The 26,899-nt window shown below is 68.6% G+C and carries 26 protein-coding genes and 6 pseudogenes; 14 read left to right on the plus strand and 18 right to left on the minus strand.

Features of this window, described 5'->3' with window-relative positions; genetic code table 11:
• Window positions 1–210: 210 nt before the first annotated feature.
• Together ACGFYY_RS35210 and ACGFYY_RS35215 are read right to left on the minus strand one after the other, a co-directional pair.
• Window positions 211–588, minus strand: coding sequence for a hypothetical protein (locus ACGFYY_RS35210; RefSeq protein ID WP_393715772.1), 378 nt, complete (start codon window positions 586–588; stop codon window positions 211–213).
• Between the two features lie 226 nt (window positions 589–814).
• Window positions 815–2,521, minus strand: coding sequence for a hypothetical protein (locus ACGFYY_RS35215; RefSeq protein ID WP_393715774.1), 1,707 nt, complete (start codon window positions 2,519–2,521; stop codon window positions 815–817).
• A gap of 765 nt (window positions 2,522–3,286) precedes the next feature.
• On the opposite strand from ACGFYY_RS35215, the gene ACGFYY_RS35220 reads away from it, so the two are divergent.
• Together ACGFYY_RS35220 and ACGFYY_RS35225 are read left to right on the plus strand one after the other, a co-directional pair.
• Window positions 3,287–3,823, plus strand: coding sequence for a hypothetical protein (locus tag ACGFYY_RS35220; RefSeq protein ID WP_393715776.1), 537 nt, complete (start codon window positions 3,287–3,289; stop codon window positions 3,821–3,823).
• Between the two features lie 214 nt (window positions 3,824–4,037).
• Window positions 4,038–4,301 (plus strand): annotated as a pseudogene (locus ACGFYY_RS35225) (ATP-binding protein); the annotation flags it as partial.
• Between the two features lie 64 nt (window positions 4,302–4,365).
• On the opposite strand, the gene ACGFYY_RS35230 reads toward ACGFYY_RS35225, so the two are convergent.
• Complete coding sequence (locus tag ACGFYY_RS35230; protein WP_393715778.1) at window positions 4,366–4,905, minus strand: 2'-5' RNA ligase family protein; 540 nt, start codon at window positions 4,903–4,905, stop codon at window positions 4,366–4,368.
• A gap of 59 nt (window positions 4,906–4,964) precedes the next feature.
• Between ACGFYY_RS35230 and ACGFYY_RS35235 the strand changes: the two are divergent.
• A pseudogene (locus ACGFYY_RS35235) lies at window positions 4,965–5,524 on the plus strand (methyltransferase domain-containing protein).
• 1,430 nt (window positions 5,525–6,954) lie between these two features.
• Here ACGFYY_RS35235 and ACGFYY_RS35240 read toward each other — a convergent pair.
• Complete coding sequence (locus ACGFYY_RS35240; RefSeq protein WP_393715780.1) at window positions 6,955–7,356, minus strand: hypothetical protein; 402 nt, start codon at window positions 7,354–7,356, stop codon at window positions 6,955–6,957.
• Window positions 7,353–7,511: a hypothetical protein gene (locus ACGFYY_RS35245; RefSeq protein WP_393715782.1), complete on the minus strand. Its 159-nt coding sequence runs from the start codon at window positions 7,509–7,511 to the stop codon at window positions 7,353–7,355. The genes ACGFYY_RS35240 and ACGFYY_RS35245 overlap by 4 nt, the downstream gene beginning before the upstream one ends.
• A gap of 96 nt (window positions 7,512–7,607) precedes the next feature.
• Here ACGFYY_RS35245 and ACGFYY_RS35250 point away from each other — a divergent pair.
• Window positions 7,608–8,272, plus strand: a pseudogene (locus tag ACGFYY_RS35250) (TetR/AcrR family transcriptional regulator).
• A 41-nt stretch (window positions 8,273–8,313) separates the two neighbouring features.
• Here ACGFYY_RS35250 and ACGFYY_RS35255 read toward each other — a convergent pair.
• Window positions 8,314–8,802: pseudogene (locus ACGFYY_RS35255) on the minus strand (IS630 family transposase); the annotation flags it as partial.
• Between the two features lie 226 nt (window positions 8,803–9,028).
• Window positions 9,029–9,187, minus strand: coding sequence for a hypothetical protein (locus ACGFYY_RS35260; protein ID WP_393715784.1), 159 nt, complete (start codon window positions 9,185–9,187; stop codon window positions 9,029–9,031).
• Between ACGFYY_RS35260 and ACGFYY_RS35265 the strand changes: the two genes are divergently transcribed.
• Window positions 9,180–9,533 carry a TspO/MBR family protein gene (locus ACGFYY_RS35265; protein ID WP_393715786.1) on the plus strand — a complete coding sequence of 118 codons (354 nt, stop codon included), beginning with the start codon at window positions 9,180–9,182 and terminating at the stop codon, window positions 9,531–9,533. The two genes, ACGFYY_RS35260 and ACGFYY_RS35265, sit on opposite strands and share 8 nt — an antisense overlap.
• Before the next feature lie 357 nt (window positions 9,534–9,890).
• On the plus strand, window positions 9,891–10,586 hold the full coding sequence (locus ACGFYY_RS35270) for an N-acetylmuramoyl-L-alanine amidase (RefSeq protein ID WP_393715788.1): 696 nt from the start codon (window positions 9,891–9,893) through the stop codon (window positions 10,584–10,586).
• A gap of 16 nt (window positions 10,587–10,602) precedes the next feature.
• On the opposite strand, the gene ACGFYY_RS35275 is transcribed toward ACGFYY_RS35270, so the two are convergent.
• Window positions 10,603–12,108: a M1 family metallopeptidase gene (locus ACGFYY_RS35275; RefSeq protein ID WP_393715790.1), complete on the minus strand. Its 1,506-nt coding sequence runs from the start codon at window positions 12,106–12,108 to the stop codon at window positions 10,603–10,605.
• A gap of 40 nt (window positions 12,109–12,148) precedes the next feature.
• On the opposite strand from ACGFYY_RS35275, the pseudogene ACGFYY_RS35280 reads away from it, so the two are divergent.
• Window positions 12,149–12,309, plus strand: a pseudogene (locus ACGFYY_RS35280) (IS5/IS1182 family transposase); the annotation flags it as partial.
• 73 nt (window positions 12,310–12,382) lie between these two features.
• On the opposite strand, the gene ACGFYY_RS35285 reads toward ACGFYY_RS35280, so the two are convergent.
• From ACGFYY_RS35285 to ACGFYY_RS35300, 4 genes and pseudogenes are all read right to left on the minus strand, one after another.
• The gene (locus tag ACGFYY_RS35285) at window positions 12,383–13,528 is read right to left on the minus strand and encodes an SMI1/KNR4 family protein (protein WP_393715792.1); all 1,146 of its coding nucleotides are present in this window, start codon (window positions 13,526–13,528) and stop codon (window positions 12,383–12,385) included.
• 475 nt (window positions 13,529–14,003) lie between these two features.
• On the minus strand, window positions 14,004–14,186 hold the full coding sequence (locus ACGFYY_RS35290; RefSeq protein WP_393715794.1) for a hypothetical protein: 183 nt from the start codon (window positions 14,184–14,186) through the stop codon (window positions 14,004–14,006).
• A 237-nt stretch (window positions 14,187–14,423) separates the two neighbouring features.
• Window positions 14,424–15,637: pseudogene (locus tag ACGFYY_RS35295) on the minus strand (glycosyltransferase).
• Window positions 15,634–16,434: a MerR family transcriptional regulator gene (locus ACGFYY_RS35300; protein ID WP_393715796.1), complete on the minus strand. Its 801-nt coding sequence runs from the start codon at window positions 16,432–16,434 to the stop codon at window positions 15,634–15,636. Before ACGFYY_RS35300 ends, ACGFYY_RS35295 begins: the two are co-directional and overlap by 4 nt.
• A 556-nt stretch (window positions 16,435–16,990) precedes the next feature.
• Here ACGFYY_RS35300 and ACGFYY_RS35305 point away from each other — a divergent pair.
• The gene (locus ACGFYY_RS35305; RefSeq protein ID WP_393715798.1) at window positions 16,991–17,170 is read left to right on the plus strand and encodes a hypothetical protein; all 180 of its coding nucleotides are present in this window, start codon (window positions 16,991–16,993) and stop codon (window positions 17,168–17,170) included.
• A 52-nt stretch (window positions 17,171–17,222) separates the two neighbouring features.
• Here ACGFYY_RS35305 and ACGFYY_RS35310 read toward each other — a convergent pair whose 3' ends face one another.
• The 3 genes from ACGFYY_RS35310 to ACGFYY_RS35320 form a co-directional block, all read right to left on the minus strand.
• Window positions 17,223–17,480, minus strand: coding sequence for a hypothetical protein (locus ACGFYY_RS35310; protein WP_393715800.1), 258 nt, complete (start codon window positions 17,478–17,480; stop codon window positions 17,223–17,225).
• 201 nt (window positions 17,481–17,681) lie between these two features.
• On the minus strand, window positions 17,682–17,879 hold the full coding sequence (locus ACGFYY_RS35315; protein ID WP_393715802.1) for a hypothetical protein: 198 nt from the start codon (window positions 17,877–17,879) through the stop codon (window positions 17,682–17,684).
• A gap of 883 nt (window positions 17,880–18,762) precedes the next feature.
• Window positions 18,763–18,999 (minus strand): hypothetical protein, encoded by a 237-nt coding sequence (locus ACGFYY_RS35320; protein WP_393715804.1) that lies wholly within the window; start codon window positions 18,997–18,999, stop codon window positions 18,763–18,765.
• A 283-nt stretch (window positions 19,000–19,282) separates the two neighbouring features.
• Between ACGFYY_RS35320 and ACGFYY_RS35325 the strand changes: the two genes are divergently transcribed.
• Entirely contained in the window at window positions 19,283–19,636 is a 354-nt protein-coding gene (locus ACGFYY_RS35325; protein WP_393715806.1) for a hypothetical protein, read from the plus strand.
• A gap of 80 nt (window positions 19,637–19,716) precedes the next feature.
• Window positions 19,717–20,115, plus strand: coding sequence for a hypothetical protein (locus tag ACGFYY_RS35330; protein WP_393715808.1), 399 nt, complete (start codon window positions 19,717–19,719; stop codon window positions 20,113–20,115).
• A 680-nt stretch (window positions 20,116–20,795) separates the two neighbouring features.
• Here ACGFYY_RS35330 and ACGFYY_RS35335 read toward each other — a convergent pair.
• Both ACGFYY_RS35335 and ACGFYY_RS35340 read right to left on the minus strand, forming a co-directional pair.
• Window positions 20,796–21,269: a hypothetical protein gene (locus ACGFYY_RS35335; RefSeq protein ID WP_393715810.1), complete on the minus strand. Its 474-nt coding sequence runs from the start codon at window positions 21,267–21,269 to the stop codon at window positions 20,796–20,798.
• Between the two features lie 317 nt (window positions 21,270–21,586).
• A complete protein-coding gene (locus ACGFYY_RS35340) occupies window positions 21,587–21,751 on the minus strand; it encodes a hypothetical protein (RefSeq protein WP_393715812.1) in 165 nt (54 codons plus the stop codon).
• Between the two features lie 1,735 nt (window positions 21,752–23,486).
• Between ACGFYY_RS35340 and ACGFYY_RS35345 the strand changes: the two genes are divergently transcribed.
• Both ACGFYY_RS35345 and ACGFYY_RS35350 read left to right on the plus strand, forming a co-directional pair.
• Window positions 23,487–23,987, plus strand: a complete 501-nt coding sequence (locus tag ACGFYY_RS35345; RefSeq protein WP_393715814.1) for a trypsin-like serine peptidase — start codon at window positions 23,487–23,489, stop codon at window positions 23,985–23,987.
• Window positions 23,939–25,141 carry an FG-GAP repeat domain-containing protein gene (locus ACGFYY_RS35350; protein ID WP_393715816.1) on the plus strand — a complete coding sequence of 401 codons (1,203 nt, stop codon included), beginning with the start codon at window positions 23,939–23,941 and terminating at the stop codon, window positions 25,139–25,141. Before ACGFYY_RS35345 ends, ACGFYY_RS35350 begins: the two co-directional genes overlap by 49 nt.
• Window positions 25,142–25,648: 507 nt before the next feature.
• Here ACGFYY_RS35350 and ACGFYY_RS35355 read toward each other — a convergent pair.
• Window positions 25,649–25,897, minus strand: coding sequence for a hypothetical protein (locus ACGFYY_RS35355; RefSeq protein WP_393715818.1), 249 nt, complete (start codon window positions 25,895–25,897; stop codon window positions 25,649–25,651).
• A gap of 1 nt (window position 25,898) precedes the next feature.
• On the opposite strand from ACGFYY_RS35355, the gene ACGFYY_RS35360 reads away from it, so the two are divergent.
• Window positions 25,899–26,273 (plus strand): hypothetical protein, encoded by a 375-nt coding sequence (locus ACGFYY_RS35360; protein ID WP_393715820.1) that lies wholly within the window; start codon window positions 25,899–25,901, stop codon window positions 26,271–26,273.
• A gap of 191 nt (window positions 26,274–26,464) precedes the next feature.
• The coding region (locus tag ACGFYY_RS35365) for a hypothetical protein (protein WP_393715822.1) at window positions 26,465–26,899 on the plus strand (435 nt) is incomplete at its 3' end.

Genomic DNA, 26,899 nt, shown 5'->3' on the forward strand with positions numbered 1-26,899 from the left:
CGACCTGCCGGGCGGCGTCCGGGCGCAGCGGTACGGTGCGGCCGACCGCGCGCAGTCGGCCGTTCTGGTCGTGGCGGCCCAGGACGAGGAGCTGCGGGCGGGTCAGGGTGCCGGTGATCGCGCCGACGATCATCTCCGGGGTGTCCCGTCTTCTGATCTTGGTCCAGCCGCGGTAGCCGGGCGGGTAGCGGCTGTTCAGGGGCTTGATGATCAGGAGCCCTCCACGCCCGACACGTCCGTCCAGGACTCCAGCCATTCCCGCGCCTTGGCCAGGTCCGTCGTCATCGGGCAGAGCGTCCAGGGGGCCGCCAGTGCGTGCTCGGAGAACAGTCCTTCCAGCAGTGCGCGCCGCTCCACGTACGGGCGCCTCAAAAGCTCCTGGCCGTCATGCTGCAAGAGGTCGAAGGCGACGAAGTAGGCCGGCCACCGCGTGACGAAGGCCAGGGCGCCGCGGGCGCGGGTGGCGGCCCGGCGCTGCAACGCCTCGAAGGACAACCGGCCGGCCTCGATGTCCACGACGACGAGTTCGCCATCGAGGACCAGGCCGGGCGGCAACTGTGATTCGGCGGCGCCACCAGGTCCGGCCACCGGTCCTGGACCAGCGCTCCGCAGCGGGTCTGCACCAGCACCGTGCCCGCCCGGCACGGCCGCGGGGAACAGGAGCGCCCGGTGGCCGTCCAGTTTCTGCTCGTACGCCACCCCCGCCCGCGGTGGTGGGCGGCGGATCCGCCCGGGTGTCGGCACCGTGAACCGTGGCGGCCGCTACGGTGGCCGACACCCTCAGACGTTCAGCCCCCGGTCGTCGGGGGCTCACTCACGGCTCGGTGGTGAGCACCAGGACGGAGTTGGCACCCACCGTCAGCGTCTGTCCGTTGGTGAAGTTCTTCGCCACCGTGCCGACCTTTGTGGGGAAGCCGTTGGCGTCGGTGCTCGGGGTGGCACCGTCGGTGTAGAGGTACTTGTTGAGGGTGATCCACCCAGTAGGCTCGGTCAGCCTCACCGTCTGTGCGACGGACGTGCGGTTGACGAGGACGAACGTCCAGCCTCCACCAGGCAGTTGTGCAGCCAGCACGCGCACGCCCGTCGGCTCGGCCGGCGCATGGATGGTGGACCCGTTCGGCAGGTACCGGGTCAGCAGACTCCAGGTGTAGAACCACGGCCGTAGCGCCGTGGAGTGGGCCGACACCTTGTCAGGGTCGTCGTCACCCCGCCCCCACATCCCGCAGAACGTGGTCGAGGCATAGCCGTCGAGGCACCAGGCTGCCGCTCCGTCCACGCCGCTGCGGGCTTCCTGCACTGCCAGATCCGCCATGCGCAACGGCTGCGTCGTGTCGAGCGCGAATCGGTAGTCCTTGGTGCCGTCCGGGTACTGAAGGGCCTTCATCCCTGTCTCACCCAGCAACACCGGACCGCCCGGCGCCGCCAGCCTGATCTGGGACACCGCCTCGTCCATCACGGGCTCGACGTACGCCGGGTCTGCGCCGTACAGCTCCTGGCCGTAGAAGTGGGCCTCGCTCGCTCCCAGCAGGCCGCTCTGTGCAGAGCGCAGCCACCAGGAGTTGTTGCCCTTCCAGGTGCCGGTGTTCATGTCGGCCAGTGTCAGTGTCAGATCGTCGAGTGAGTCCTCGACGGTCGTGCTGTTGTTGGCGATGTGCATCGACCCGATCGAGTGTTCAAGGGTCGAGGAGGCCACGGACAGGCGGAGGTACTTGCTGCCGGTGATGCCGGAGGCGGTGTACGTGTAGCTCCACATTCCGCCTCCGTTCCTGCCGGTGACCAGGGCGACCGGCGTGGGCGGCGCGACCGCCAGGTTCTTCCAGACCGTGCCGTCCGACGAGGTCTGGAAGGTGATCGCCGTGTCGGTGGCGCTGTCCGCGTAGACCTGTGCGGTGAACGTGTTGAGCGCGGCAAGCTTCCAGACCAGGGCCGCGTTGCACCCAGAATTGCACTCGGGTGCGGTCTGGCGGCCGAGGTCACCGCCATAGGAGCTGATACCGGCTTCGGCACTGTCGGCGCCTGAGATGACCGTTCTGGTGGTGTCCACCCCGGCGGATGCGAAGGCGGACGCGAGGGCGGTGGTCGCTGTCTGCCAGTCGGTGTACGTATAAGACTTCGAATCGTTGGCGACGTTGGGCTCGTTGACACCGACCCAGTACGTCGGCGCGGCTCCGGCGGCCTGCAGACGCTTGACCAGCGTCGTCTGGATGGCGGCCGTGTTCGGGGAGGTGTAGGTCAGGTTGTCGATGCCGAACAGCCCGCTGACAACCGGTACGCCCTTGTCCACATAGTGCTTGATCACCTTCTCGGCGTTCAGATAGGCGGAGCTGGTGAAGTCGTAGGTGCCGCCCGCGTCAGTGCCGCTCCAGAACCAGGGCAGGTTGAACATGACCCGGACCACGCCCGGTTTCATGTAATCGGTGCGGGACACCATCCGATTCCAGTCGGCGGTGTTCCAGCTCGTGCCGCTCGGCGGCTGGGGGTTCTGGTTGTAGCCCAGTCCGATCCAGTGGCTGCTGACCACATCGTCGGTGGTGGCGGCGACAGTCGGGGCCGGGGCCGCAAGCCCAGTGCCGAGCGCTGCCGCAGTGGATATCAGCGTCACGCACAGTGCCCAGAAGACGGACCGGGCGGGCCGGAAACGTAAGAGTGATCGGGAGCGCATAGATTCCTTCCACCGTTGTGTGTTGGGGGCGGGCCTGCGGTCGAGACCTGCCCTCCAGAGCAGGATGGGCACGGCTCGTAGTGCTCCGAAAGGGCTTTGGAGGAGATACGGCCGAAGGGCGCCCCCGCGGGGGCGCCCTTCGGCCGTATCTCCTCCAAAGCCCTACTCCACGCTTCGTCCCCGGCACGCGTGGGCGGCGGCCGACACGAGAGTCGCGGGGGAGCCGGCCGCTCGATCCGCGGCGGCGGCCGGCTGGCCCGGGCGGCCAAGCGTGGGTGCAGTGGCGTTTCGCCGGTGAACCGGTGTGCGCGGGAGGACGAGAAGCAGCTCTCCAAGACGATCGCCCGCTACGGCCGCGTTGACCTCCTCTGCCTCGACCTGTGCGGAGACTGCGACTATGTCGAGTGGGTCGCCGGCGATGGCCTCTTTCGTGTGAATACGGGCGTGTTGGCTTCTGCATAGTCCCGCGCCGGGCAGCTCTTGATCGTGGGGGCAGGGGGCTCCCGCGAAGGGGGTGGGGCCGTGGCGGGGTCGCGTCGGAAAGCGGGTGCTCTGGCACCGCAGGTCGAGAGCTACCGGGCATGGCTGGCGGAACGCGGGTACACGACCCTGACCGCCAGGAACATGCTCAAGGATCTGGGCCAGGTCGGCCTGTGGCTATCGAGGCAGGGCCTCGATGTTGCCGATCTGGACGAGGGGCGGCTGAACCAGCACCTCGCCGACCTGTGGGAGTCGGGTCGTCGCCGGGTGGCCGGACCGCGCGGCTTGGTTCCGCTGCTCACGTTCCTGCCATGGGCCGCACGGCGAGACGGTGTGTCTCAGGGCCGGGTGATCGAGAATTCTGCTGTCGAGGCGCCCGACGATGCGGGCAAGCTCGCGCGCGGACTTCGGCGGCAAGGCATACACGGCAACCTCAAGGAGGTCCCGCCACACACCTGGCTCCGGTGGACAACAGGACGGTTCGCCACAGCCCGTGCGAACGAGAGGCGAACGCCGTCGCGGGGTCTGCGCCGGCACAGTCCAGGAGGCAAGAGCTTTGCCCAGGTCACCGGGGGCGAAGCAAGTTCGCTCCAACTGAATGATCTCGGCCTGGGCCGAGCCAGAGACCTGACCGATCTTCGAATATCGCCCACGCTCAACCGCGAACCTTCGGCAGTCTGAGCGCAAGTCTGAAGGACGCCTACGCGGCATCGTCCCTTCGCTGCATGATCATGGCATTAGTGTGTCAGAAGCCGGGCAGCGTCAGCGACCGCCGTCCGTCCTCGACTATGCCGAAACGAGCAACCCCTGCACCGGCTGCAGCCAGCCGTGCTGGCATCCCACTCGGGATAGTCACGATCTCGGCATAGGTCGATCTATGCCGATATCCGCATAGATCGATGAACTCGAATACATGGAACTCGACCGCCACGGCGCCGAACTTCTCTTCCAGGTTCTGACTGAGCGGGAGGAAAAGAACAGCGTGGCCATCCCCTCGAACGAGTCGTTCGGCGGCTGGACCATGACGTTCACCGACCCCCGCCTCTGCGCGGCCATCGTCGACCGCCTCACCTTCAACGGCACCATCATCGAGACCGGCACCGACTCCTATCGCCTCGCCAGCACCCGAGCACCCGCCGAGCACGCTGCAGCCAGCTGACCGGAGCCCCCTGCTGGTCTGCTGCCCCAAGGGGCAGCAGACCAGCCAAGCCTCATGACCTGGTTCATTCTCCGAGTGCGAACGACGCCCTCTCTTGCCACTTCACCCCGTCGTGCACCATGAGTTCAACCGACGCGACGTGAGACGTGAACGGGAGCCTGCCGGCGAGGTCGGCCTCGATTTCCTCCAGGACGGCCTCTTCCTGACCTTGAGCGATGGTCAGGTGCGGCACGATCTCGGCGAACCGGCCGCCATACGGCGGAGCCTCAGGCCAACGATCAGCGATCGCCTCCGTGAGCTGCCGCAACTGCGTGTCAGGCTCGGGCACGAGATACAGCACTTCCGGGAGCCGCCCACACCTCTCGAACCGCAGATCAAAGGCCTGGTGGCTGCCGAGCACGTCCGCGAGAGCGGAGTAGAGGAGCCCATCTATTCGGCTCTCATCGAGGAACGGGAAGAGCACGGTGACGTGGGCTGGAACCCCAGCCTGGGCTGAGGGGTCGAGACGTTCACGCCACCCGCGGACGGACGGCTCCGCCTCCGGTATCCGGACGATGAGCCCCGTCTGGCCCGCCTGAAACGCGCTGGTGCTGTCATCTGCCATGACACCGCATGGTGTCACCTCTGCCACGGACGGCACGGCTCCTTTTCCGCCGAACGATCATGACTGGTCTCCGAAGCCGGTCGAAGCCCGTCCCGTTCTTCGTGTCCAAGCCGGACGAGAACCTGGCCGCCTACCTCGACCAAGGCCTGATCGCTCCCGGTCGGGCCCTGGACCTGGGGTGCGGGCCGGGCCGCAATGCCCTCTACCTCGCGGCACGCGGCTTCGGGGTTGACGCCGTCGACCTCTCTCCCGTTGCCGTCGCCTGGGGCGAGGCACGAGCTCACGAGGCCGGAGTCGACATCCGCTTCCTGTGCGGTGACGCTTTCGCGTTCCCCGCCGCAGAGTTGAGCGGTCCGTACGACCTGGTCGTCGACGACTTTCCCCACCTGCGCGGATGGCTCCGCGGCAAACGAATCGGGCTTCGGATCGCCCGCAAGGAGTCGAGTCGTCCGAGCGGCTCGGACGGCGCCGGCGGGTAATCGAGCGGACCATGTCGTGGCTGACCGGCTACCGCCGGCTCAACCACCGCTACGAGCGCCATCCCCGCAACTACCTGGCATTTCTCGGCCTCGCCGCAGCCATCTGCTGCTACAAACGACTCGTCCGCCTCACCACGTAGGACACGGTCCTAGTCAAGCCGATCCTCCGCGTATGAGAAAACGACGTTCTTGCATGGTCGGCAAATTCGAGCTCTAGGGCAACCTTTACCACCTGCACGAGGGACAATAACCTTTTCGGATCCCTTAGGCCTCCGAAGGCGGAGGTATCCAGGCCTGACCGGCTGCCAGTTGACGAAATTCAGGAGAACGATTGGATTCCAGATCAGCAGCCAGCCTTCTTCCATCGACCGCATGCAGTTCGAACACTTAACCTCATCACTCATGACACCGAGACCCTTTCAAGTTAATGCGGCTCACCTTCCAATGTTCACGAGAGCTTCGCTCACATTGCCGAGTCGGGGCGTACTCGCATAGATCTACGAACCAACGGCGAGGGGTGCCCCTTTCTCGAGGAGGCCGGCGGCCCGCGAATTCTGCGGGATCCATGCATCGATCATGTCCTGCCAATCGAAGCTCTTCATGTTGCGAGATTTCGGGACTTGGCGAACAAAGTCCGCCCTGATACGACGCATCCGCGTCTGCCCTCGGTACGGCGGTTTCGGGGCGTGCCGGTCCGCAGTGACATTGGTGAGGCGGGACGGTTCCCGAGCGGCCCCGTTCGGCCCGCGCGCCGCTGCCACGCGGTACTCGAAGAACGCCTCCTGCCCGCGAGGCGAAGATGCGGTGGACGGCCTTGCCCGAGTACGACATACGGAACGCGAACAGGTAGCAGGTCACCAGCTCGCCGACCGGCTTGACCGTGACGTCCCCGAAGTCTTCCTCGGCCTCGGCTCCTGGCCTGTGGGTCTGCGGGACGAACGCGTGCGCGCCGTTGTGGATGAACCGGCAGCAGGTGGTGCGCAGGACGGTGGACTTGCCGCCGCCGGTGCCTGCGGAGATCAGGACGTGCGGGGAGTCGGCGTCCAGGTCGACGGAGGCCTTCCCGGCGCTTGCGGGTCGCCAGCCGGTACGCGGCGCCGGCCACAGCCGCGGCAGAGACCAGGCCGATGCCGCCTGTCCGCACTGCCTCGAGGGCTGGGTCGGGGTTCTCCCAGACGTCGGCCACGGCCGCGAAGGTGGCCTCTTGTCTTCTCCCACAGGGCGTAGTAGCCGCCGGAGTCGGTCGCGGCCAGACCGCTGATACGGAAGGTCAGGCGCTTCCACCCGGCCCGGTAGGAGGAACGGGACACCTTGCATTCGACCTTCGGCGGGACCCGGGTGCCCGAGCGCCAGAACGTCGCGTTGGTCTTCCGCTCCCCGTCCATCCGTCGGCCGGCCAGGGACCGGCCGGTGCCGAACATGAGGGATTCGGCGGTCTCCTCCATTTGCTTGTCGAACTTCGTCTCTGCCACGGCCGTGCCCTTTCGGTGTGCGTCCAGGCACCTCACACCCGGAGGCGGACACCTCCCTTCTACGGCCGTCGGCCTGTGGACAGCGGCGAACGTGCAGGTCAGCGCGGCGAAGTGGCTGATGTGGCGGGCCGGTCCGGCGGACCCTGCCCCGGGCGCGGGCAGGCCGGTACACCGGTAACGGGCCCGGCGGCGGGCAGGCCACGGTGTGCGGTGCGCACCACTCGACCGGTGCGCGGCTTCGTCGTCGGGGGCGGGCTGCCGGTCAGGGCGGCTGCCTCGCGCAGCAGGACGGCGGCCTCCGCGGCGGCTTTCGCCTGCGCCCGGAGCTCCTGCGCGCGGTGCCGGGCCGCCTGCTCGAAGGCGTCGGCCGCCGCGCGGACGCGGCCACGGGCCAGAGCCGGAGAGTGCTCGGCGGCGACGGCCAGGAGGCCACCGAGCGCGGCGACATCACCCGGCACCATCAGCTCGTCCGGCGCGGCCCAGGAGCGCCGAGGCCTCACGGATCCGGTGTTCGGCCAGCGCCCAGTTCGGCCGCGGTGACGACGGGCTCGAAGCGTTCGTGGACGCGGGGCAGGGACAGGTCGTAGGCGAGCGTCGAACCGGAGAACCACACCGGCCGGAACCCGCGGTCCGCGCGGTCCCCGGGGAGCGCCACCGCGTGGCCGACCAGGGTGCCGTCGTCACCGTGACGCTCCCGCACGCGCAGCCCGGCGTCGCGGAGCCGGTCGAGGAAGTCGGCGTCGCCCTGCGCTTGGGCGGCCCGGATTCGGCCACACCGCGGCGCCGGACGGGCGGGCGGAGCGCCCGGGTCCGGGCCCAGGTACTGGCTGCGGTGGGCGAGCTGCTCACGGCGGGCGGGTACGACGGGCTGACCGTCGAAACGGTCGCCGAACGGGCGGGCGTGCACCGCACCACCGTCTACCGACGCTGGCGCGACGTCGGTGGCCTGCTGGCCGACGTACTCGACGCCGCGTCCGACGACACGTGGAGCCCGCCCGACACCGGGTCGCTGGAGGGGGACCTCACCGCGCTCAACCAGGAGGTCTACCAGGCCCTGGCAGGTGGCGGGCCCAGCCTGACCACGGCGCTGATCGCCGCTGGATTCCGCTCGACCGAAGCAGCGGGGGCCCTGACCCGCTTCTGGGAGGACCGCTACGCACGCTGCGCGGTGGTCGTCACCCGCGCCGTCGAGCGGGGGGAGCTGCCGGGCCCGGCGGACACCCGCGCGTGCTGGTCGCGGCGACCGCCCCGCTCTACCACGAGCTACTACTCCTACGCACGGCCCCCGACCCGACCCTCCCCCGCCGGGCCGCGGCGGGTGCCGCGGCGGCGGGACGGACCGGCGCCTACAGCCTCCCAGGGGCACTCCCAGGCCGAGGCGACAAGTCCGGTGAAAGCCCTCGTGGATCTTCCTGACCCGGCCCTCCAGGGCGAGGAAGGTCAGCGTCTGGTCGGCAGCTTCGCGTGGGGGTGAAGTGGAGCTGGAAGCGGGGGTGCGCGAGCAGCCAAACATGCACCACCGGCGCCTTGTGGGCGGAGAGGTTGTCACAGATCACATGAACCGCCAGGCCTTCGTCGGTCTGACGGTCGATCTCGTCGAGGAAGTCACGGAAGTCCACCGCCCTGTGCTGCGCGGACAGCTTCGTGATCACCTTGCCCGTCGCGGTGTTCAGGGCGGCGAACAGGTCGACCGTGCTGTGCCGGACGTAGTCAAAACTCCGGCGCTCGGGCACTCCTGGAATCATCGGCAGTACCGGGGCGGTCCGCTCCAGAGCCTGGATCTGCGGTTTCTCGTCCACCGCGAACACGACCGCATCGGCCGGCGGGGCCAGGTAGAGGCCGACGACATCGCGGATCTTGTCGATCAGGAACGGGCCCGGTGAGATCTTGAACGTCTCGGTCCGCCATGGCTGCAGGCCGAACACGTGCCAGATCCCCGGAAGCGTGACGCTTCCGCGAACGCTTCCGTCCTAACAGCGTCAAGCAGCAGACTCACCCTCACGGCCTTCGTCTCGGTCACGTGCACCTTGGTCGGAGCACATCATCAGACGAAGGCCGCCCCCCACGTCCGGCGAATCCCCGTGCGAGCGACCCGGTCGAGGCGCCCTTCGAGGAAACCCGCGATCACGAACCTCGAGCGAGTCCCATCCCAGCCCGAATGTCGCTGGGGCCCTACCACCCCATGTTCTTGGCCACCTCGGCCTGGGCTGCGGCGATCTCTTCATCGGTGGACTCGATGACGTCCACCTCCTCCAAGCGTGCGAGCAGGTCCGCGAAAGCCTGCTTCTGAGCCGGGTGCGTGATCGGTACGGCGTTCAGGTCGGTGCTCAACAGCCAAGCGTGGCTCTTCGGGCCCGTCTGGACCGCTCTCTACGCCACGATCGGCATCGCGGCCTGGCTGGTCTGGCGCCACCCTGACCGCGACCGCGTCCGAACGGCACTGACCTGGTGGTCCATCCAGCTCGCGCTCAACCTCGCCTGGACCCCCTTGTTCTTCGCAGCCCGCCAGTACGGGCTTGCGCTGCTGGACATCCTGCTTCTCCTGGCCGCGCTCGGCACGACCGTCGTCCGCTTCCGGTGGCTCAGCCTTCCCGCGGCGCTGCTCCTCGTCCCCTACCTGTTGTGGGTGGCCTTCGCGACCGCCCTCAACGCATCCATCTGGCACCTCAACCCGTGAGCCTCTACGCCATCCCCGCCCACGACACCGTGAGGTCTCTGCCCTCATCCGGTCCGGCACGGATGTCACCGGAAACCTCGGCAAAGGAACCCCGTGGATGACAGCGCCGTTGACAGGCAAGGGCCGGGACGGGTGGTGGCATGGCGAACCTGTAGGACAGCGAAACGGGTGACGCCTACGGACGGGGACGGGCCCGGTCAGGGGTGAGGGTGTGCGCCGAGTGGTGGAGGATCGGCTTGCCGGGGTGCGGGCACCGGTGAAGGATCAGACTACGAGATGCGCCGCTTATCCAGCGTGATGCCATGATTCGCGGCGTGTCGTCCTCTGCCTGCCCGCTCGACCTCATGAGGAGTGGCCATGGAAGACAGCCCGCTCAGCCGTCGACAGCTGTTGTGGGGAGCTGCCGGCGCAGCGGGTACTGTTCTGGCCGCTGTGGAGCTGCCCCGGCTGATGGAGTCCGACGCGAAGCTGAAGGTTGCGCTGCCGAGTCCTGTCCTCAAGGATCCCGTCGCCGCAGCCGGGCCGCCTACGACCAGGCGTCGCCAGGCCTTGGTGGACTACGCCCCCGCCGTCTGGGTCGAGGCATCCGAGTCCAACTACACGTCCTCCGACCGTCCCGAGGACTATCCCATCGAATACGTCGTCATTCATCTGACGACGGACCACTTGCCGATCATGCTGTCCAAGTTCAAGGACCCCGCCGAGAGGGTGTCCGCGCACTACGTGGTCAGCGCAACCGGCACGCGGATCGCTCAGTGCGTGCGCGAGCGCGACGTCGCTTGGCACTCCGGCAGTGTTTGGCACAACCACCGGAGCATCGGTATCGAACACGAAGGCTGGACCGACCAGCCCGTTTACACCGACGGGATGTACGAGGCATCCGCCGTACTCGCTGCCACGATCTGCGCGAAGTACGACGTTCCTGTCGACCGCGACCACATCGTGGGCCACGTCGAGATCCCGCTGTCCACCCACGACGACCCCGGGCCCGTGTGGAACTGGGACACGTACATGAAGCTCGTCGAGACCGCCCACCGGCGCATCAGAACCTGACACCGCGTCGACCCCCTCACGCGGGTTTGCCGTCACCGTAGAGCCACGAGTCCCAGATCGGGTCGAGGTCCCGGCCGGCCTTGGCCTCCGCGTACGCGGTGAAGTCGTCCGTGGAGGCGTGGCCGTGGCGGTGACGCAGGGTCCAGCCGCGCACCAGGGCACGGAAGGCCTTGTCGCCCACGGTCTGACGGATCCTGTGGATCACCATCGCTCCGCGCACGTACACCGGCTGGCCGGAGATGTCCGAGGCGCTCGGCGGCTCGGCGGGCGGGAAGTCCCACTCGTCGTCGTCCGCTGCCTTGGCGTGGTTGCGGTCGAAGTGATCCTGGGCACTGGCCCCGCCGTGGTCCTCGGTCCACAGCCACTCCGCATAGGTCGCGAAGCCCTCGTTGAGCCACATGTCCCGCCAGGTCCTCGGGGTGACGGAGTTGCCGAACCACTGGTGGGCCAGTTCGTGCACCACGTTGGTGGTGTGGAAGATGGCGGCCGGAATGGTCGGCCGCGTCTGGGTCTCCAAGGCGTAGGGCACATCGGCCGCCTGATCGACGATCACCCCGGCGGCGGAGAAGGGGTAGGGACCGAACCTGCCCTCGGCCCATTCCATGATCTCGGGGAACCTGCTGAGGACCTCTCCGGCCTCGTCCACGCTCGCGGTCGTGTCCATCGCCGACACGACCGGGACGCCCGATCGGGTTCGGGAGGTCCTGATGTCGTAGCTGCCGATGGCTACGGTCGCCACGTAGCTGGCCATGGGCTCGGCCTGGTGCCAGTGGAAGGTGGCACGGTCGCCGCTGACGCGTCGGGCGCGCAGCCGCCCGTTGGAGATCGCCTGCACCCCTTTGGGAACCGTGACGGTGATGTCGTACGAGGCCTTGTCCGAGGGGTGGTGGTTGCCCGGGAACCAGGACATCGAGCCCGTCGGCTCACCGAAGGCGACTGCTCCGTTGTCCGTCTTCAACCAACCTTCGCGCCACCCGTTGTCATGGGTGATCGACTGCGGTGTGCCCGCGTAGCGCACGACGCTGCGGAAGGCGGCGCCCTTCCTGAGGTGATCGTGCGGCCGCAGGGTCAGCTCCTGCCCGTCCTGCCGAACCCGGGCCTCGCGCCCGTCGACGGTGGCGCTCAGCACCCGCATGCCGAGGAGGTCGAGATTGAAGGCGCTGAGGTCCGCAGTGGCCTTCGCGGTGATCTCCGCAGTGCCCTCGAGGCGGCCGCTGTCGGGGTCGTAGGCCAGGGTGAGGGCGTAGTGGGTGACGTCGTAGCCGACGTTGCCCAGCTCCGGGAAGTACGGGTCACCGGCGCCTGAGGCGGCGGCGTGCCCGCCCCGGAACCCGGTTCGAGGTGCCGCCGTCCCAGCCGTGTCCACGCCGGGCCGAGCACTCGCCCTCCCGTCTGCGCCCGTACGGACCCCCGCCCCACCACCGCCACGGCCGTCGGGCTCCGAGCACGCGGGCAGTGCGGCGAGCAAGCCCGCGACCGCGAGGGCGGCCAGGCGTCCGGAAGTCTTCACGCAGCCGATCATGACCCAGCCCCCGAACGCCCCGACCCCGCCACGCCGTGTGACGGGGCAGACCCTCAACCGGGCGCCGGCCGCAGCACGAGCGCCCGTTGAAGCGGTGTCGCGAGCCTGAAGTCCTGGCGGATCTCCTGCGGGTCCCGGTGCAGCCCCAACCGCATGACGTCGATCGTCAAGGCAATCCTCACGCTGGAGAGGCAGCGCTGAAGATCCTCGGTGAGCGCTTCGTCTGGCGTTGACCGCCACATGAAGCGCTCACCCGGAACCGAAACCCTTGGGGTCAGTCCTGATCTTGGCGGTACTGGGCCGCGTACCAACTGGAGTCGATGGCGGGGTTGCGCAGCGCCCCCCAGAATCGGTCGTCAGGTATCGGTGGCAGGGGCTGATCGCCCAGGTCCGCATGCAGGTCCGCACGCCAGTCGAGAGTGAAGTGACTCCGGGTCTCCGCGCTCTCGCACACGGACCTGTACGGGGACCCCCAGATCCCGAGGGCTATTTTCTCCGCGGCCCACCTGCGTGTGTGGTCTCGGCCGGTGTCGGCCTGTGCGAGCACCGCGCGGAGGCGCAAGGCGAGCGGGCCGGTCCGGTCCGGCTGTGGCGGGGGCACACCGAGCTCCCACGCGTCCAGGGCCGTCTTGACCTCCGGGTAGTTGTTCAGGCCCGTTTCGACCGCCAGTCTGCGCAGCTGCTTCCGCGCGGCGTCGACCACCTGCTCGTACGGCAGGGTCGCGATCAGTGCACCGAGTTCCTCATGCCCGTCCAGGTGGCTCACGTGGAGGAGGTCGGTGGGGCTGTAGGACAGGTCCAGCTCCGGCAGCTGCTCATCCGGTGCGGGAAGGGGCTCGTCGGCGCTGTACTGCGGCCTGGCAGGCGGACGCCCCTCCCAGAACAGCCGTCCGTTGAACGTGACGACACCAGCGTCCTGGCCGCGCTCGAGCATCCCGGCCAATTCGGCCAGATACTCACCCAGCGAGTCGGCCTTCCCGAAACCGGTGCCGGTCTCGTCGAAGAACCGCCCGATCGCACCGAAGGAGTCCCGCCCGGTACGGCAATCCGTCAGAAGACCGTCCGACGTCACGTCGTACGAACCGAACTTCACGTAATCGTGAAGCCAGTAGTCCTCGGTCTCCCCGTCGAGGCCCTGGTCGATGCCGCGCATGAACCCGGTGTCCCCGAGGATCCCGCTCACTCCGAGCAGCCGGTCGCCCGTGCTGAAGCGGAAAGCCTCAGGTCCCTCCAGCGCCCCGTTGTGCCGGAGGAGCGAAGCGACCAGGTCCGGAGGGAAGGTGACCCCCATTTCCTGTTGCGCTGCCGCGATCTCCTCGCCACCTGCAGGCGGCCGAAGCGTGGCGAACGTGCGGGGCGCGTGCTCGCGCAGCCACGCGTCGATGCGAGTCCATGAGTCCTGGACCAGGTCTGATGTCATAGGGCCGACCTTAGAACCAGCGGCTGACAACAGCTTGATCGTCGCTCACCGGCCTTGCCGCCGGGTGGGCGTTCAGGCCGGCAAGCGTCGAGGGGCCCCTTGTCCCGGCTCACCAAGCTGCCGGCACCGGACGCTGCAGCCGCCCACTCGACACGGAAGCGCATCGATCAGCCGGGCGGCCATGCGCGGGCCTTGGGTGTGCCGTGATCCGCCCGTGGCACGGCGTGACGCTCAGCCGGTACCCGCCGTGATGCACGATGGCTGTGGGCGCACCGGAAGCGTCGTACTCGAAGGCGATCCAGCGGCCGTCGCGGTCCTCCACACGGTGCAGCGGGACGTGCTCGTTCGCGTGCAGCACGAAGCGCCGGACGAGTCGTCCTCCGGGTCGGTGAGCACGCCTGGTCAAAACCCTCGCTCCCACCATGTTCATCCGTTTCCGCCGCGGCGGAAGAACGATCACCGCACCCCTGCCCGCCTACACTCCACACTCGTGATCCCCGCACGAGGCGCGCGCGGGGGCGGCCGACTCCCGCCGGCCTGCCCCGGCCCGGAGCGCGTTCGGCATGTCGTACCGCGCCACCCACTCCGCGACGTCGGCGCAGTCGATCGGCGGACAGGCGACGTCCGGCACGATGCGCAGCACCCCGGCGACGTCCACGCCGGGGTGCGCCTCGCGAACGTGGCCCGCAGCGCGCTGCACCGCCAGGCCCGGACGGCCGTCGTCGTGCGTTGGCAGGGCATGACGGAGATGGAGCGGTTGCCGTTCGGGACGCGGGCCCCGGTCGCGGTGTACAGCACGATCCCGTCGATGGCGTGCGCGGAGCCGTCACCGTCCAGGACGGCGAGCCGGCCGCGTGCTATGCCGTTCCCCGTTACTGGCAGGGTTCGGGTCTTGTCATCCATCAGTCAACTGTTGGATGGCCTTGAGTGTCTTTCGTGCTCCGTCTTCGGTCGCCATGTGTTGTGCTGCCGTCGCGGCGGCTTGGCTGTATGACTGCTGCTCGACTGCTTGGCATAGCGAGTCGGCAAGCCGTTCGGCGGTGAGGGACCGGAAGGGGATGGGAGCGGTGGCGGCGCCGATGGCGGCGAGTCGCCCTGCCCAGAACGGCTGATCGGCGGTGACCGGCACGGGGACGGCGGGCACGCCGGCGCGTAGCGCCGCGGCGGAGGTGCCGGCCCCGCCGTGGTGGACCACCGCGGCCAGCCGCGGGAACAGCAGGGCGTGCGGCACGTCCCCGATCGTGAGCACGTCGTCCCCGTCGGCGGCGAGTGCAGCGCTGCCGGTTTGGAGGATGCCACGCAGTCGGGCACGGCGCAGGGCTCGCACAGCGATCTCGCTCAGTCGTTCACCGTCGCCGGACGCCATGCTCCCGAAGCCGATGAGGACGGGCCGGGGGCCGGCCGACATGAAGTCCTCGAGCTCGGAGGACAGCCTCTCCTCCGGATGGTGATGGGGCCACCAGTTGCCGACGATGTCCAGGCCGGGGCGCCAGTCGGAGGGACGGGGCACCAGGGCTGTGCTGAAGCCGTGCAGGATGGGCCAGTTCGCCTGTTCCTGCCGTCGGCGAAGCGTGGCGGGGGAGGCCAGGGGGAGGCCGAGGCGGTGGCGCAGTTGTGCGACCGCCTGGGCGTAGACGCGGTCTGCCATCCGCAAGGCGAAGCGTCCGGTTGCCCGGTTGGCGAGTCGGCCCAGTGAACGGGTGCCGGTCACGACGGGAGGAAAGTCACCGGTCGGTGCGGTGGGCTGGAGGTACACGCCGAGGCTCGGTATACCCGTGGACTCGGTGAGGTGCCAGCCGAGGGGGCCGTGGTGGTCGACAGCAGAAGCAGGTCCGTTCCCTTGTCCACCGCGTCGGCGAAGCCCAGACCCAGCTGGGTGATGAAGGCTGAGGCGGTCCGTATGAGGTCACGTTGGTTGGTGACGTCGCCGTGCACCCGCGTGTCCGCGGGCAGACTGTGGAACTCCAGTCCCGCGTCGCGCGCCAGGGGCTCGAAGGTGTCGGTGGCGGCGAGGACGACGTCGTGGCCGGCCCGGCGCAGTTCGGCGCCCAGGCCCGTGTAGGGCGCGACATCGCCGCGCGATCCCGCCGCGGCGATCATGATTCTCATCGGTTCTCCTCACCGTTGGTGCTGTCACCGGCGTGGCGGGCCGTGTTGGCGTAGACCGCCTTGCGCGTGTACGAGGCCAGGCCCGGACGTTGCTGCGCAGGCGGTACGACCAGAGCGAAAGCGCGTGGGTCGGCGACAAAGTCGTCCGCGATACGCCGGTGCATGTCGGGCGGGCAGGAGGTGAACCAGCGTGCTATGTGCAATCGATGTTCCTCCGCGAGGTCCATGGCCCGCTCGCCGCAGGCCGACTCGCCTTCGTCGAAGACCGCGAGTAGTTCCGCACGCCACGCGGAGGCTTCACCCATGAGCCGGCGCCAGTCCTCCTTGGTGTGCGCCTCCGCGCGCGCCATCGCCTCGCGCGGCCCTTCGGAATGCGCCCACTTCAACTCTGCCTCGGTGGCGTAACTCAGGTCGAAGGTGATCTCGCCGAAGATCTCGAAGCGTTCTTCGGGCGTAAGGGGCACCCCGGTCCTCTGGACCTCGATCGCCCGCTCCGCCACCTCCGCCAGCCGCTGCAGCCTGGCGATCTCCTCGTTCAGCTGCTGCTGCCGGGCCAGAAGCTTCTCCACGGGATTCACCTGCGGGTCCTTGAACATCGCGGCGATCTCGTCGAGGACGAAGCCCAACTCGCGGTAGAAGAGGATCTGTTGGAGGCGGACCAGGTCGGCCTCGCTGTAGAGCCGGTATCCGGCATGGCTGCGGTCGCTGGGCGAGAGCAGTCCCACCTTGTCGTAGTGGTGCAATGTCCGCACCGTCACCCCGGCGAATGCCGCGACCTGTCCAACGGAGTAGCTCATCCACCTGCCCTTTCGTCGCCACCAGCCTCAAGCCTGGCGTAGGGGGAGGGTCAACCCGGTCTCAGCCGATGGCATAGCGAGGGCTGCTGCCACCGTGGCTGCCGCGACGAACCCGTCGGGTCTGGGCCGCCGACCGGCGGAGGATGCCACCGGGTGGGTCCGCAGGGCCACGAGGCCGCGTCGGCCGTCCATGAGGCAGTGGAAGAGCAGGTCCCGGACGGCCCAGCCCGTAGAGGCGGTGGGCTACCAGGAATCCTCGTCCTCCCGTGGGGCCACAGCGGCCGCGAGGGCTCGATGGGACGCGTCCGGAGCATGGACCGGGTGGACCGGTGGGAGGGCTTCCGGGGGCGGGTCCTGGCCCTGGGGCGACTCGGCTTCGATCACCTTGAGCGGATGCCCGACGGCCCGGACCGTATGCGCACGTGCGGGCCGAAGCCACCGGGCGGTCAGGCCCACCGGTCGTTGCAGCCTGATGCGCCGGACTGTCCTCATGACGGATCGACGCGTTGTACCGCGCGACCGGGCCGTACCGCGATCGGGGGTCGGTAGGCCAGTTGTGATCGCCTTGATCGTCGTCGCCGGCTTCTCCGGCCCTCGATGGACCTTGATCATTACCGGCGCCTTCACGGCCTGGTTCCTTATTGCACTGGCAGTGATTCACATCGGTAGCGGCCGTGGCTGGGACGCCGTCCGCCGCGCCTATATCGCCACGTTCGGCTGGGGCAACTGGATCTGAACGCCTTTCCCCGCGAGCCCCTCAGCCCGGAGCCAGACGATGAACGTCAAGCTCAGGACTGTTCGACTTCCGTCATGAGGAGTCGGAGGGTCAGGGAGTGCTTATCCGGCGGGAGGGCCTCCGGCGCCGCGCGGGCGTGGGTGGTACCGGCGGCGCTGTCGCCGGCACGGGCGAGCATCAGCCCGCGGTGCATCCGCAGGTGGGTGGCGAACCAGGGCAGGGTCGCGGGGAGCTCCGCCGTCGCTGCGTCCTGGGCGGCGACGGCGGTGGTCTCGTCGCCGAGGCGGGCGGCGAGCAGGGAGACGAACACGTAGAGGCGCCAGTGGGGGACGAGGTGGTCGGAGGTCTGCTCTTGGGAGCCGGCCCGGTCGAAAAATGCCGCGGCCTTGAGCGAGGAGCCGGCCGTGCCGAAGGCAGCGCACCGCGCGGACGCGTCCAGGGGGGTCGTCGGTCCCCTGTGGCGGAGCGCCGGCGGAGTGGGGACCCGCCGGCGCTGCGTGGTCGGTCGTGGTCAGCTGACGTCCAGGCAGACCACGCGGACCCTGAAGGTCGATTGGGAGGCAGAGTTGTTGACGACGCTCACCTGCCACCCACTGAATCCGTCCAGGCTCATGTTCGCGACGAAGAGGCTCTGGCTCGTCAGCGTGTACGCCCCTCCGGTCGCGATGTCGCCGGGATCGCACACCGCGAAGCCCTGGGTGTTCGCCATGGGAGCAGCCGTGATGTCGGCGGACTCGCGTTGGTAGGGCAACGCGTCGGGTCCCGGCGGACCCGAGGGGCCGGGAGAGCCTGACGGTCCGGGCGGACCCGAGGGGCCGGGAATGCCCTGAGGGCCAGGTGAGCCTGACGGTCCGGGCGGACCCGAAGGACCAGGGGATCCAGCCGGTCCTGACGGTCCGGGCGGGCCCGAGGGGCCCGCAGGTCCGGGAGGGCCGCTGGGGCCGGCCGTGACCTTTTCGCAGTCACGCCCCTTGTGGGGGCGGCCCTTGCACTTGTCGTCCCCGACGGCCGACGTGTTCGAGACGCCGGACCGGCCCCCGGTGTCCCGAGCCGCTGCCGACACCGTGCCGACCACCCCCGTGGCCAGCAGCAGGGCGAGCGAGGCGACGAGGCCGGGTCTGCTCCATCCGGCACGGCGAGGAAGCGGGCTCGGCGGGGCCGGCGAGGTGTCGTTGTCGGATTCCACTGCTCATACTCCTCGGTTCGATACGCGACGGACCTTCGAACGAAGCTTGGGTCGGTCGGGTGCGCGAGGGAGAGAAGCACGTGCGACGCGCTCGATCGAATCAGCAGTCCGGCCCAACTACAAGCCGCCGAGGGTGGGGCGTTGCAGCGATGCCGACCGACTCCTCCCGCTCGCCCAGCAGGCAGACCTTGACCCACGGATCGCCGGACCTCCTGACGATGTCCACCCCGCCCGTGGTGCCCAGCTGCAGCGCCGCATCGAAACAGGTCAGCACCTCGCGCAGCCGCTGCTGAAACCCGGGTGATGAAGCAGGGACGGGCGGTCGCCGAGGGCGATGGCCCGGTCGGCGAAGCCGTCCGCGCCAGGAAGGGCGGAGCCTTCGTAGCCGAGGGCGGTCCCGGAGCGATCAGGGCGCTGCGAGGGATTCGATGCTGCCCAGGGCGGTCGGTAGTGCGCGGCCGCCGGCTCGCTCGGGGCAGATGTAGGCGCGGCGGGTCCGGCGTGGTCCGGTGTGGGCGGCGGCTTCTTCGCGGACGACGGTCATCGGTTCGCCCTCGGTGCCGGAGGCGATGTCGCGAACCCGATGACCGAGCAGCGGGTGTTCCTCGTGTCCGAGTCCGAGGTCGCGGCCGGTGGTGTTCACTCCTCCCCCGTCGGTGCTCTCCCGCTCAGTGAGCTTTTTCAGAGTGGCCACTGATCGGGTGACTCGGGTCGAGTCAGGTTGAGAACCGCAACGCACAGGGCAGCCGCGCCGTTGAGGGAGGTGTTCGAACTACCGTAGGTGAGCCCGTTGAGCGGCAGAGCGAATCCGTGCGGAGAGGCAGCGGGGAATGAGTGCGGTGCAGAGCTGGTCCCGCGTAATGAACCTCCTCCGGGAGCATGCTCCGGCCGATCACGCGGACCTGCCCGGCCCGGCCCCGGAGCACATGCTCGCGGCCGCCGAGGAGCGCATGGGTCTCTCATTGACTCAGGAACTGCGGGCGTGGCTGCTGCAGAACAACCTGGATCTCCCCGAGGACGCGGTGGACGACGACGTCGCCTGCTGCGGTTACGCCGGGTTCCCGGACGAGGGGAGCTTCTTTCTGGGCATCCGGGCGATGGAGAAGCTCTACGCGAATCACCCCTTGTCCGGTCGGGGCGACTGGCGCGAGGAGTGGATCCCGTTCCCGTCGGACCGGGACGGCTGGATGGGGACAGTTCATCGACGCGAGGGACGGACGTATCGACACATGGTTCGTGGGTGCGCCCACGGTCACCGGCGAGTACGCGTCATTGGCTGACTACTTCGACTCCGTGGCGGAGATGCTGACGAGGATCGGCGCGGGGGACCATCCGGTCCGTTCCGTCGCCGAAGGGCGACTTGTCCGGTCGTGAGGCCGGCGGCCTGGTCCGGGCCGAGAGGCACGTGCCGGTCGAGGAGGGCGGGCAGGTCCCGGCGGCGGGCCGGCGCGGCCACCTGGTCCGGGTGGACGACGGGGAAGGCGACTTCACCGCCGAGGTAAACCAGCAGGCCGGCACGGACGAGGTGGCCGACCGCCGATGCGGTCACCCTCGGCCGCAGGATCGGGAGCGGCACCCCAGGGCCTGCGTCAGCCGGTCCGCCGTCACCCCCGCCTCGATCCCCCGCAGCGCCGCCCGCACCGCCTCGGGATCGGCCGCCTCCACCACCTGCCGGGACCACCGGCCCGGCCCGACATCCGCCGCCGGGACAAGCCCCGACCCCGTCGCCCACCGGTACCCGCGACCCGCCCTTCGATAGAATCGTCATGGAGTGCGTGGCTGGTGTTGGCATCGGGCGAGGACCACGACCTTCGGTGGAACTCGTGTGCACGCCCCCGATGCGCAGTTGAGCGGCTTCGTCCTCCGTCGGCATCCGAGCGCTGACAGTCCCGCTGACACTGTTGGGCTGGTGTCCTGCTCCGGTGCGCGTTCCGGGCGGACGGCGGTGGGCCCCAAGAAGGACTTCGTTGGGGCCCACCGCCGTACCTGTGGGATGTCGCTGACACCACCCTCGCCCGCAGCATCGAACGACGCGAGGGGCGCTATCGGGTTCTCTGATATTCGCCTTCGTCGAAGGTCAAGAACTGGCGACGTGCCGGCGGCGGTGCAGGATCCATCGGTGTACGGGCGGTGTCAGGCCGGCGCCTACGATGAATCCGATCACGACACTCTGGCTCGCGACCGCGATAGTCCCGATAATTGCGCACAGAACCAGGCCGGTCACAACCAGACCCGCGACTTTAACACGCGGGTTCAGCTGATTCAGCCATTTCACCGTGGACAGAGTCGTAAGGTATACGGTGGAGCCGAAAGCGGCCGACGCCAGAGCGGTGAGAGTGTCCATTCCGCGACCTTTCTGAATCGGAAGCCGAAATGTGTCTCTTCGGCTGCCAGGGCCAGCCGTCGTCCCTGTTCGGGAACGCGTGGCTGCCGGTCTGTTTACCTGCAGTATCCGTCGCCGGCGCTGCCCTTGTAAGTGCCGCTTCCGGCCACGGCTGCCGCCGGGGAAAGGGGTGCCAGCGCGGGGTTGACCTTGAACTTGATGCACTGATCGGTCGCAACTGCGTACCCCGCGATGCCCGCGAGGGAGCGGCCCCCGACGACCGCGGCCGGGTGCGGCAGCCAACCCACAACGGTCCCGCCGAGAGCGAGGACCTTGGTCTCCTTCTTGTTGAAATACACGGTGCCGCTGATGATGCCCCAGGTGTAATGGGGGTCGGCCACCACGGGGAAAGCGGTGTCGGGGCCGGTCTCAACGGTCTGGACGAGGGTGTTGCCCTCAAGGCTGTACCTGGTGGGAACCGAGTTGCCCTTGGCGTCCTTCGCCCACGGGGCGTCGATGTGGCCCCGGGCGACGAGGCCTGCTCCGCCGGCCGAGGTGACGATGTCGTAGCCGCCGTTCCCATCGGCCACCAGGCCGGCACCCTCGGGGAGACCGAGGTTGAAGCGCTGTGTGGTGGGGGCCTTGGCGTCCTTGAGGGTGACCAGGGCCCGGGCCCCACCGCCGACGGTGGCCTGGGTGGCGAGGTCGGTGTGCGCGGCCGCGTCAGGATAGACGGTGGGTGGTGCCGGCCGCCGAGGTGGTACCTGCGGCGCCGACCGCAGCGGGTAAGGTCATCGTCACCGCCGAACCGTCGGAGGCCGCCACGGTCACCCGCCCGTCAGCGCTGGCCGGGGTCGTCACGGTGACGAGCCCGCGGTCCGTCGCCATGACCGTGCCTCTGGTGCTGTCAGGTGCAACGTCCCGCGGTACCGGTGGCCTTCTGCACCGTGGCCGTGACCCGGTCCGCCGCACTGACTGCGGAACCACCGCCGGCGGCGATGGCCGGGGCAGCGGTTCCCGCTATCAGTGCCGTGGTGAGCATCGCGGCATGAACTGAATTCTTGAGCTTCACGTGATATTCCCTGATCTACCTAGTGTCGTGGTCGGTGGAACAGAATGAACACTAGCGATCTTCGCGGGATGATCAACAGATTTGAGCAAGTACCGAGGTTCCCCACTCAACCATTTATCGGGTGAGCACGCGACAGGTGTGCTATTTCAAGCCGCAGCGGCGTAAAGCATATCTCCACACCCGCCTGACCTGGCGAGACGTGGACTTGACCTGCCACCACGACTCGACGAACGTGCAGCCGGGTGACGTTTCAAGTCATTTCCGGAACCGTTTCAGCCACGATGAACGACGCTCCCATACCGCTCGATTCAACAGCTCTCAGAAGGCGACGGGGCGCCCTTCTTATGGTTCGGCAGGAATAACCGGAATACTTATCGGGGGCGCAGGCGAACAGGATTTACAACTCGTTCCGGAGCGCGGTTACGATGCCAGGGGAGAGCGGGCACGCCGCTTCCGCTTCAGGGCACGTACCCCCGCCGCAAGCGCGGCAGCACAGATGCCTGCCGCCAGCCAGGCGGGCGCGCTCTTGAACAGGTCGGCCGGCGTCGGGGCAGGGTCTCGGCAGTCAGGGGCTGCGGGTTCCACCCGCAGTCGAGCCCAGACCTTTGACGTCGCCCCCTTCTCTTGCCAGACCACGGTGTAGAGGCCTGGTTTCGCGTCGCACCTGATACGGACGACCGCCGAGACCCGCCTCGCTCCGTGCATGACGACTGGTCGTGTGAACACCGGCGAGGTCAACGTGACACTTCCGTCGCCGCCCGCCCCCAGGCCGTCAGTCGCCGTCAGCTCCCCGCCGGCCCTCACCGACCGCACGTCCCATGGGCTCGCGGGCCATTCCACGTCCGCGGGCCAGTGCTCCTCCTGGGGCTCAGGCGGCAGCCCGGAGACCCGCCTGGCGCACGCTTCACGATCCGTGTCTTCAGCCGGAGCCACCCGGACCCGCCCCCAGAGCCGCGTGACCTCGGAGGGGTTGCGGTCCCCGCCTGATCCGACGCGCACCTCGTAGACCCCGGGCGCAGCGGTGCACGAGATCGTCACGACCGCGGTGACCTGCGGGTCGTTCATCCTCATCCGGCCATCGGCGGTGAACGCCTCTGAGAAGACCCTGTCGCCGTTGCCGACAGAGTCCTGTAGGCCGACCGAGACGCTGACCTGCTCTCCAGGCCGAACCGGCTGGTCGGTGCCGCTTGGAAGCGGCGATGGCACATCCGTAAGCGGAGTGGCCTGCGCGCCCTCGGCTCCGAGTGCCAGGTACAGCGGAATCGTCATGGCCGCCGCGCCGACCCATGCCCGTAATCGCACTATTTGCCTCCTGTCTTAGTTCTTTGACGATCTTTCACACCGTTACCTACTCTGCCCTCTTCATCGAACTGACGCACCAACACACTGCGCTGGCCAGGCGTCATCGCTGCACTCAGGAAGCAAGTCATTGAGATCAAGATGGTTGACCGCACTCGCGCTCGGTACCAGCACCGTGCTCTTCACCGCCCCTGCTGCCCTGGCAGCGTCGGCCGCTCCCTCTCCGGCCGGCATAACCCTCCCCTCACCCTCAGCCTCGTCGTCGCCCCCCACACCCAGCCCTTCAGACTTAGCCGGCTCCAAGCCCTCCGCGTCGGTGCTTCCCACTCCGCCCGCACCAGCGGTATGCGCTCCCCCCTCTCCCGCGTCCACCCCCACATCGCCCCCTGCCTCCCGGGCCCCAAGCGCGGACGAGCAGTACTGGACAGCTGAGCGGATGGCCCAGGCCAAGCCGATCGACGCCGCCCGCGACGCCGGTCCCAAAGCTCCGTCAGCACCCAACTCGCCCGCCGCTGCACCACGGGACACGCCCCACGCCGCGCACTTCGACGGCCTCCCGATGGTGGGGACGTTCTTCTTCGACGGCACGCCGGTCGGCGGAAACGCGACCTACTGCACCGGCAGCGTCGTGCGCAGCAAGGGAAAGAGCCTGGTACTCACCGCGGGGCACTGTGCGAACGGCCTGAACGCGGCCACCCACCGTGTCTTCGTACCGCAGTACCAGTTCCTCAAAATCCCGGCCAACCAGCCCTGGGGACTCTTCGCAGTCGGCGATGTCTACAAAGACCCCCGCTACCCCAGCACGGGCCAGACAAGGGCCGCGGTCTCGGACCTGGACTTCGCCTTCGTCACTGTCGCCCCAACAGCAGGGGCGCGATCGAGGATGTCGTGGGCGCCCTCACCTTCACCACATCGACGTCGTACGACCACAACGTGACGGTCATCGGCTACCCGTCCCACGCCAAGGACAACAGCCAGCACAAGGCCATCCGCTGTGATGTACCGACCCGTCGGCTGCACGGGTTCCGGCAGATGCAGATGGAGTGCGGCGGCTACCACGGTGGTGTCTCCGGCGGCCCTTGGATCAGGGGATACAACGCCTCGGCCAGAACTGGAGAGGTGATCGGGAACGTCGGGGGCATGGGCGGCGGCGGCGACGTCGACTGGATCTCCTACGCTCCGCTCTACGGCAAGGACGCCCAGGACCTTTACAACGACGCCAACAACGGCATCGGACCGAAGAACGTCCGCCGCGGTACCTTCCAGCCTCCGACGGACGGTCCGGTCCTGCCGGGAAGCGGCGAGACGTGGAAGCACGCCAAGCAAATGGCCTCCGGCAACTTCTCCGGCACCGGTCACAGCGACCTGCTCGTCATCTGGACCGACGGCGAAGCCACCCTCTACCCCGGTGACGGCAACGGAGGCTTCCGTCCCGAACGGCAGCTCCTGGCACCCAACGCCGGGTGGAAGCCGGTCGCCACCATCACCGCAGGCGACTTCACCGGCACCGGTGAGTTCGACCTCTTGGTGCGCTGGGACGACGGCAGGATGACCCTGCACGGAGACGTCGGCTCCAACGGCCTCGGCGCCGGAATCGAAATGGCTCCTTCAGGATCCATCTGGAGCCACGCCACCCAGATCGCCGCCGGCCGCTTCAACGCCACCACCTACGTCACCGACCTCATGGTCCGCTGGTCCGACGGCGAACTCAGCCTCTTCACCAACGTGAGCGCCGGCACCATGGGCCAGGAGTACAAGCTCAAGGACCCCAACAGCACCTGGATGGACGCCACCCTGCTGACCGCGGGCCAGTACTCCGGCAACCAGAAATGGGACCTCATGGTCCGCTGGACCAGCGGCGCGCTCAACAACTACGTCGGCACCACCACCGGCGGCCTGGGCAGTGAGCAGCCCATCCACGGCCCCAACAAGACTTGGACCCACAGCGTCATCATGACCACGGGGCAGTTCACCAGCGACGGCCTCACCAACGACCTCATGATCCGCTGGTCCGACGGCGAAACCACCATGTACAAGGACACCCGCATGAACAGCCTCGGAACCGAAATCATGATCGCCCCACCCGCATAAGCAGGCCAGCAGGCACGTACGTACGCAGGCCGGCCCTCTCCGCGGGCAGCTCCACCCGAACCCTCCAGAGAATGTCGCCCGACTCGGCCAGGGACAGCAACATCTGCGGCCGCTCGAACGGAACGAAGCGGTAAATCGGGTCGGGGTGGGAGGCGCGTAGCGCGTGAGTGCGCGCCGCAGCTCGTCGGGATCACGGCGCTCGAGTCTGCCCGGGTTCTCCTGCTTGTTTCGTCGCATGACTCCGGTCCACAGCCTGAGAGGTGGGATCGGCCGGGTCCGGACCCTGTCCTCCCGGACGGTGGCATCACGACCTCGGGGATCATGCCGCCCTGCGGGCCCGATGCCGGGCAAGCCCCTCGTGCGGCGGGGCTTGCCCACCCGCCGCGCCCCTGCTGATAGCCCGTCGGCAGTTGGCCGCAGGTGGCGTCCCCCCCTCGAACGATCGGTCAAACAGCAGGCCGGCGCCGTGACCGAGCCGTGCGACCACCCGCCCGGACAGGTCGCTGGTCATGTTCTGGCGCCGCCTCCTATCCCCCGGTCTGCGGGTGGGGCGGCGTCGCCGGGCGGGGTCAGGGGATGGTGGATCAGGTCGGGGAAGCGGCCCTCCCGCCGAGCTTGGACCAGCTGCGAGGACAGCCGCCGGTACATCGACGGCTTGTGCGGCAGCACGCCCTCGGCGGCGAGCCGGTGCATCACCTGCCGCAGCGTGACCTTGAGCGGCGCGTACCCGTCCACGATCTCCCGAGCGCGGTCCACGATGAGGGGCCACCGGATCCGTTCACGCTCCGACCAGGCGGCCCTGGAGGCGGCCGCCGGCCGGACGGAGATCTACGGCGGTTTCGTCGCGGAGACCAACACGGTGGTCATCGCCGAAGCGGCCGGCCTGGTCGCCCCCGGCCAGATGCCGGCCCTCTACGAGGAGGCCGCCAAGGCCCAGGGCCAGAAACTCGCCCTGAGCGTGTCAGGGCCCACGACCACCGCCGCCCCGACACGACTCTCGGCGTATTCGACCAGCCGCCTACGCAAGCACGCGTCCGCCGCGAGCCCAAGGCGCCGCGAGCCACCTCGCGCCCGGCAGACCCCCAGCCGGCCCTCGTCGGCAAGCAGGTCCCCTGTCTGCGGTTTCTCGTAGGAGTGACCGTCGTGCGCGGGCCGCGCCGACCCGGTCCACCGAGGACGCTCTTTCTTGTCAAGTCACTTCTTTTCGTGGCAGGCATTGGACTTCGTGCGCCCGCCTACTGGACCTGTGGCCTCTTCGAACACGGCGAGGCCGGCTCGTTCCGGCGCTTCTTCCCGTCGGATACACACGTCAAGGAGCACAACATGGCCTACGACCTCCACACCCCGTCCCCCGGACGACACATCTCGCGCCTCGGCATCTGCGTCACAGCGGTGGTCTTCACCGCCGCCGCATTCGCGCTACCCGCATCCGCTGCGATCGGCTCCCCATCCCAGCCCACGATCACGAGCAGCATCGCCGATGATCCCAACAGCCGGCCGGACGGCCAGTGCAAATCCGGCTACGTCTACCGTGACAGCTACGAGGGCGACGGCACCTGCGTCACACCGGGAGAGCGCGATGCCGCGCATGCCCAGAACCCCAACCGCCAGCCTGGCAGCAACCAGTGCAAATCCGGCTACGTCTACCGCGACAGCTACGAAGGCGACGGCACCTGCGTCACACCGGGAGAGCGCGATGCCGCGCATGCCCAGAACCCCAACCGCCAGCCTGGCAGCAACCAGTGCAAATCCGGCTAC

Origin of the sequence: Streptomyces sp. NPDC048331 (assembly GCF_043201215.1) — a bacterium.
Taxonomy (GTDB): Bacteria; Actinomycetota; Actinomycetes; order Streptomycetales; family Streptomycetaceae; genus Streptomyces.

What these genes read in the sequence shown, in the direction of transcription:
- ACGFYY_RS35230 (WP_393715778.1), bottom strand. Translation starts at nt 4,905, where the DNA reads ATGGCAGATGACAGCACCAGCGCGTTTCAGGCGGGCCAGACGGGGCTC.
- ACGFYY_RS35220 (WP_393715776.1), top strand. Translation starts at nt 3,287, where the DNA reads ATGCTCAAGGATCTGGGCCAGGTCGGCCTGTGGCTATCGAGGCAGGGC.
- ACGFYY_RS35275 (WP_393715790.1), bottom strand. Translation starts at nt 12,108, where the DNA reads ATGATCGGCTGCGTGAAGACTTCCGGACGCCTGGCCGCCCTCGCGGTC.
- ACGFYY_RS35300 (WP_393715796.1), bottom strand. Translation starts at nt 16,434, where the DNA reads ATGAGCTACTCCGTTGGACAGGTCGCGGCATTCGCCGGGGTGACGGTG.
- ACGFYY_RS35315 (WP_393715802.1), bottom strand. Translation starts at nt 17,879, where the DNA reads ATGGCGAACACCCAGGGCTTCGCGGTGTGCGATCCCGGCGACATCGCG.
- ACGFYY_RS35285 (WP_393715792.1), bottom strand. Translation starts at nt 13,528, where the DNA reads ATGACATCAGACCTGGTCCAGGACTCATGGACTCGCATCGACGCGTGG.
- ACGFYY_RS35325 (WP_393715806.1), top strand. Translation starts at nt 19,283, where the DNA reads ATGCTCGCGGCCGCCGAGGAGCGCATGGGTCTCTCATTGACTCAGGAA.
- ACGFYY_RS35360 (WP_393715820.1), top strand. Translation starts at nt 25,899, where the DNA reads ATGAGGGGCCACCGGATCCGTTCACGCTCCGACCAGGCGGCCCTGGAG.
- ACGFYY_RS35270 (WP_393715788.1), top strand. Translation starts at nt 9,891, where the DNA reads ATGGAAGACAGCCCGCTCAGCCGTCGACAGCTGTTGTGGGGAGCTGCC.
- ACGFYY_RS35345 (WP_393715814.1), top strand. Translation starts at nt 23,487, where the DNA reads ATGGCCCAGGCCAAGCCGATCGACGCCGCCCGCGACGCCGGTCCCAAA.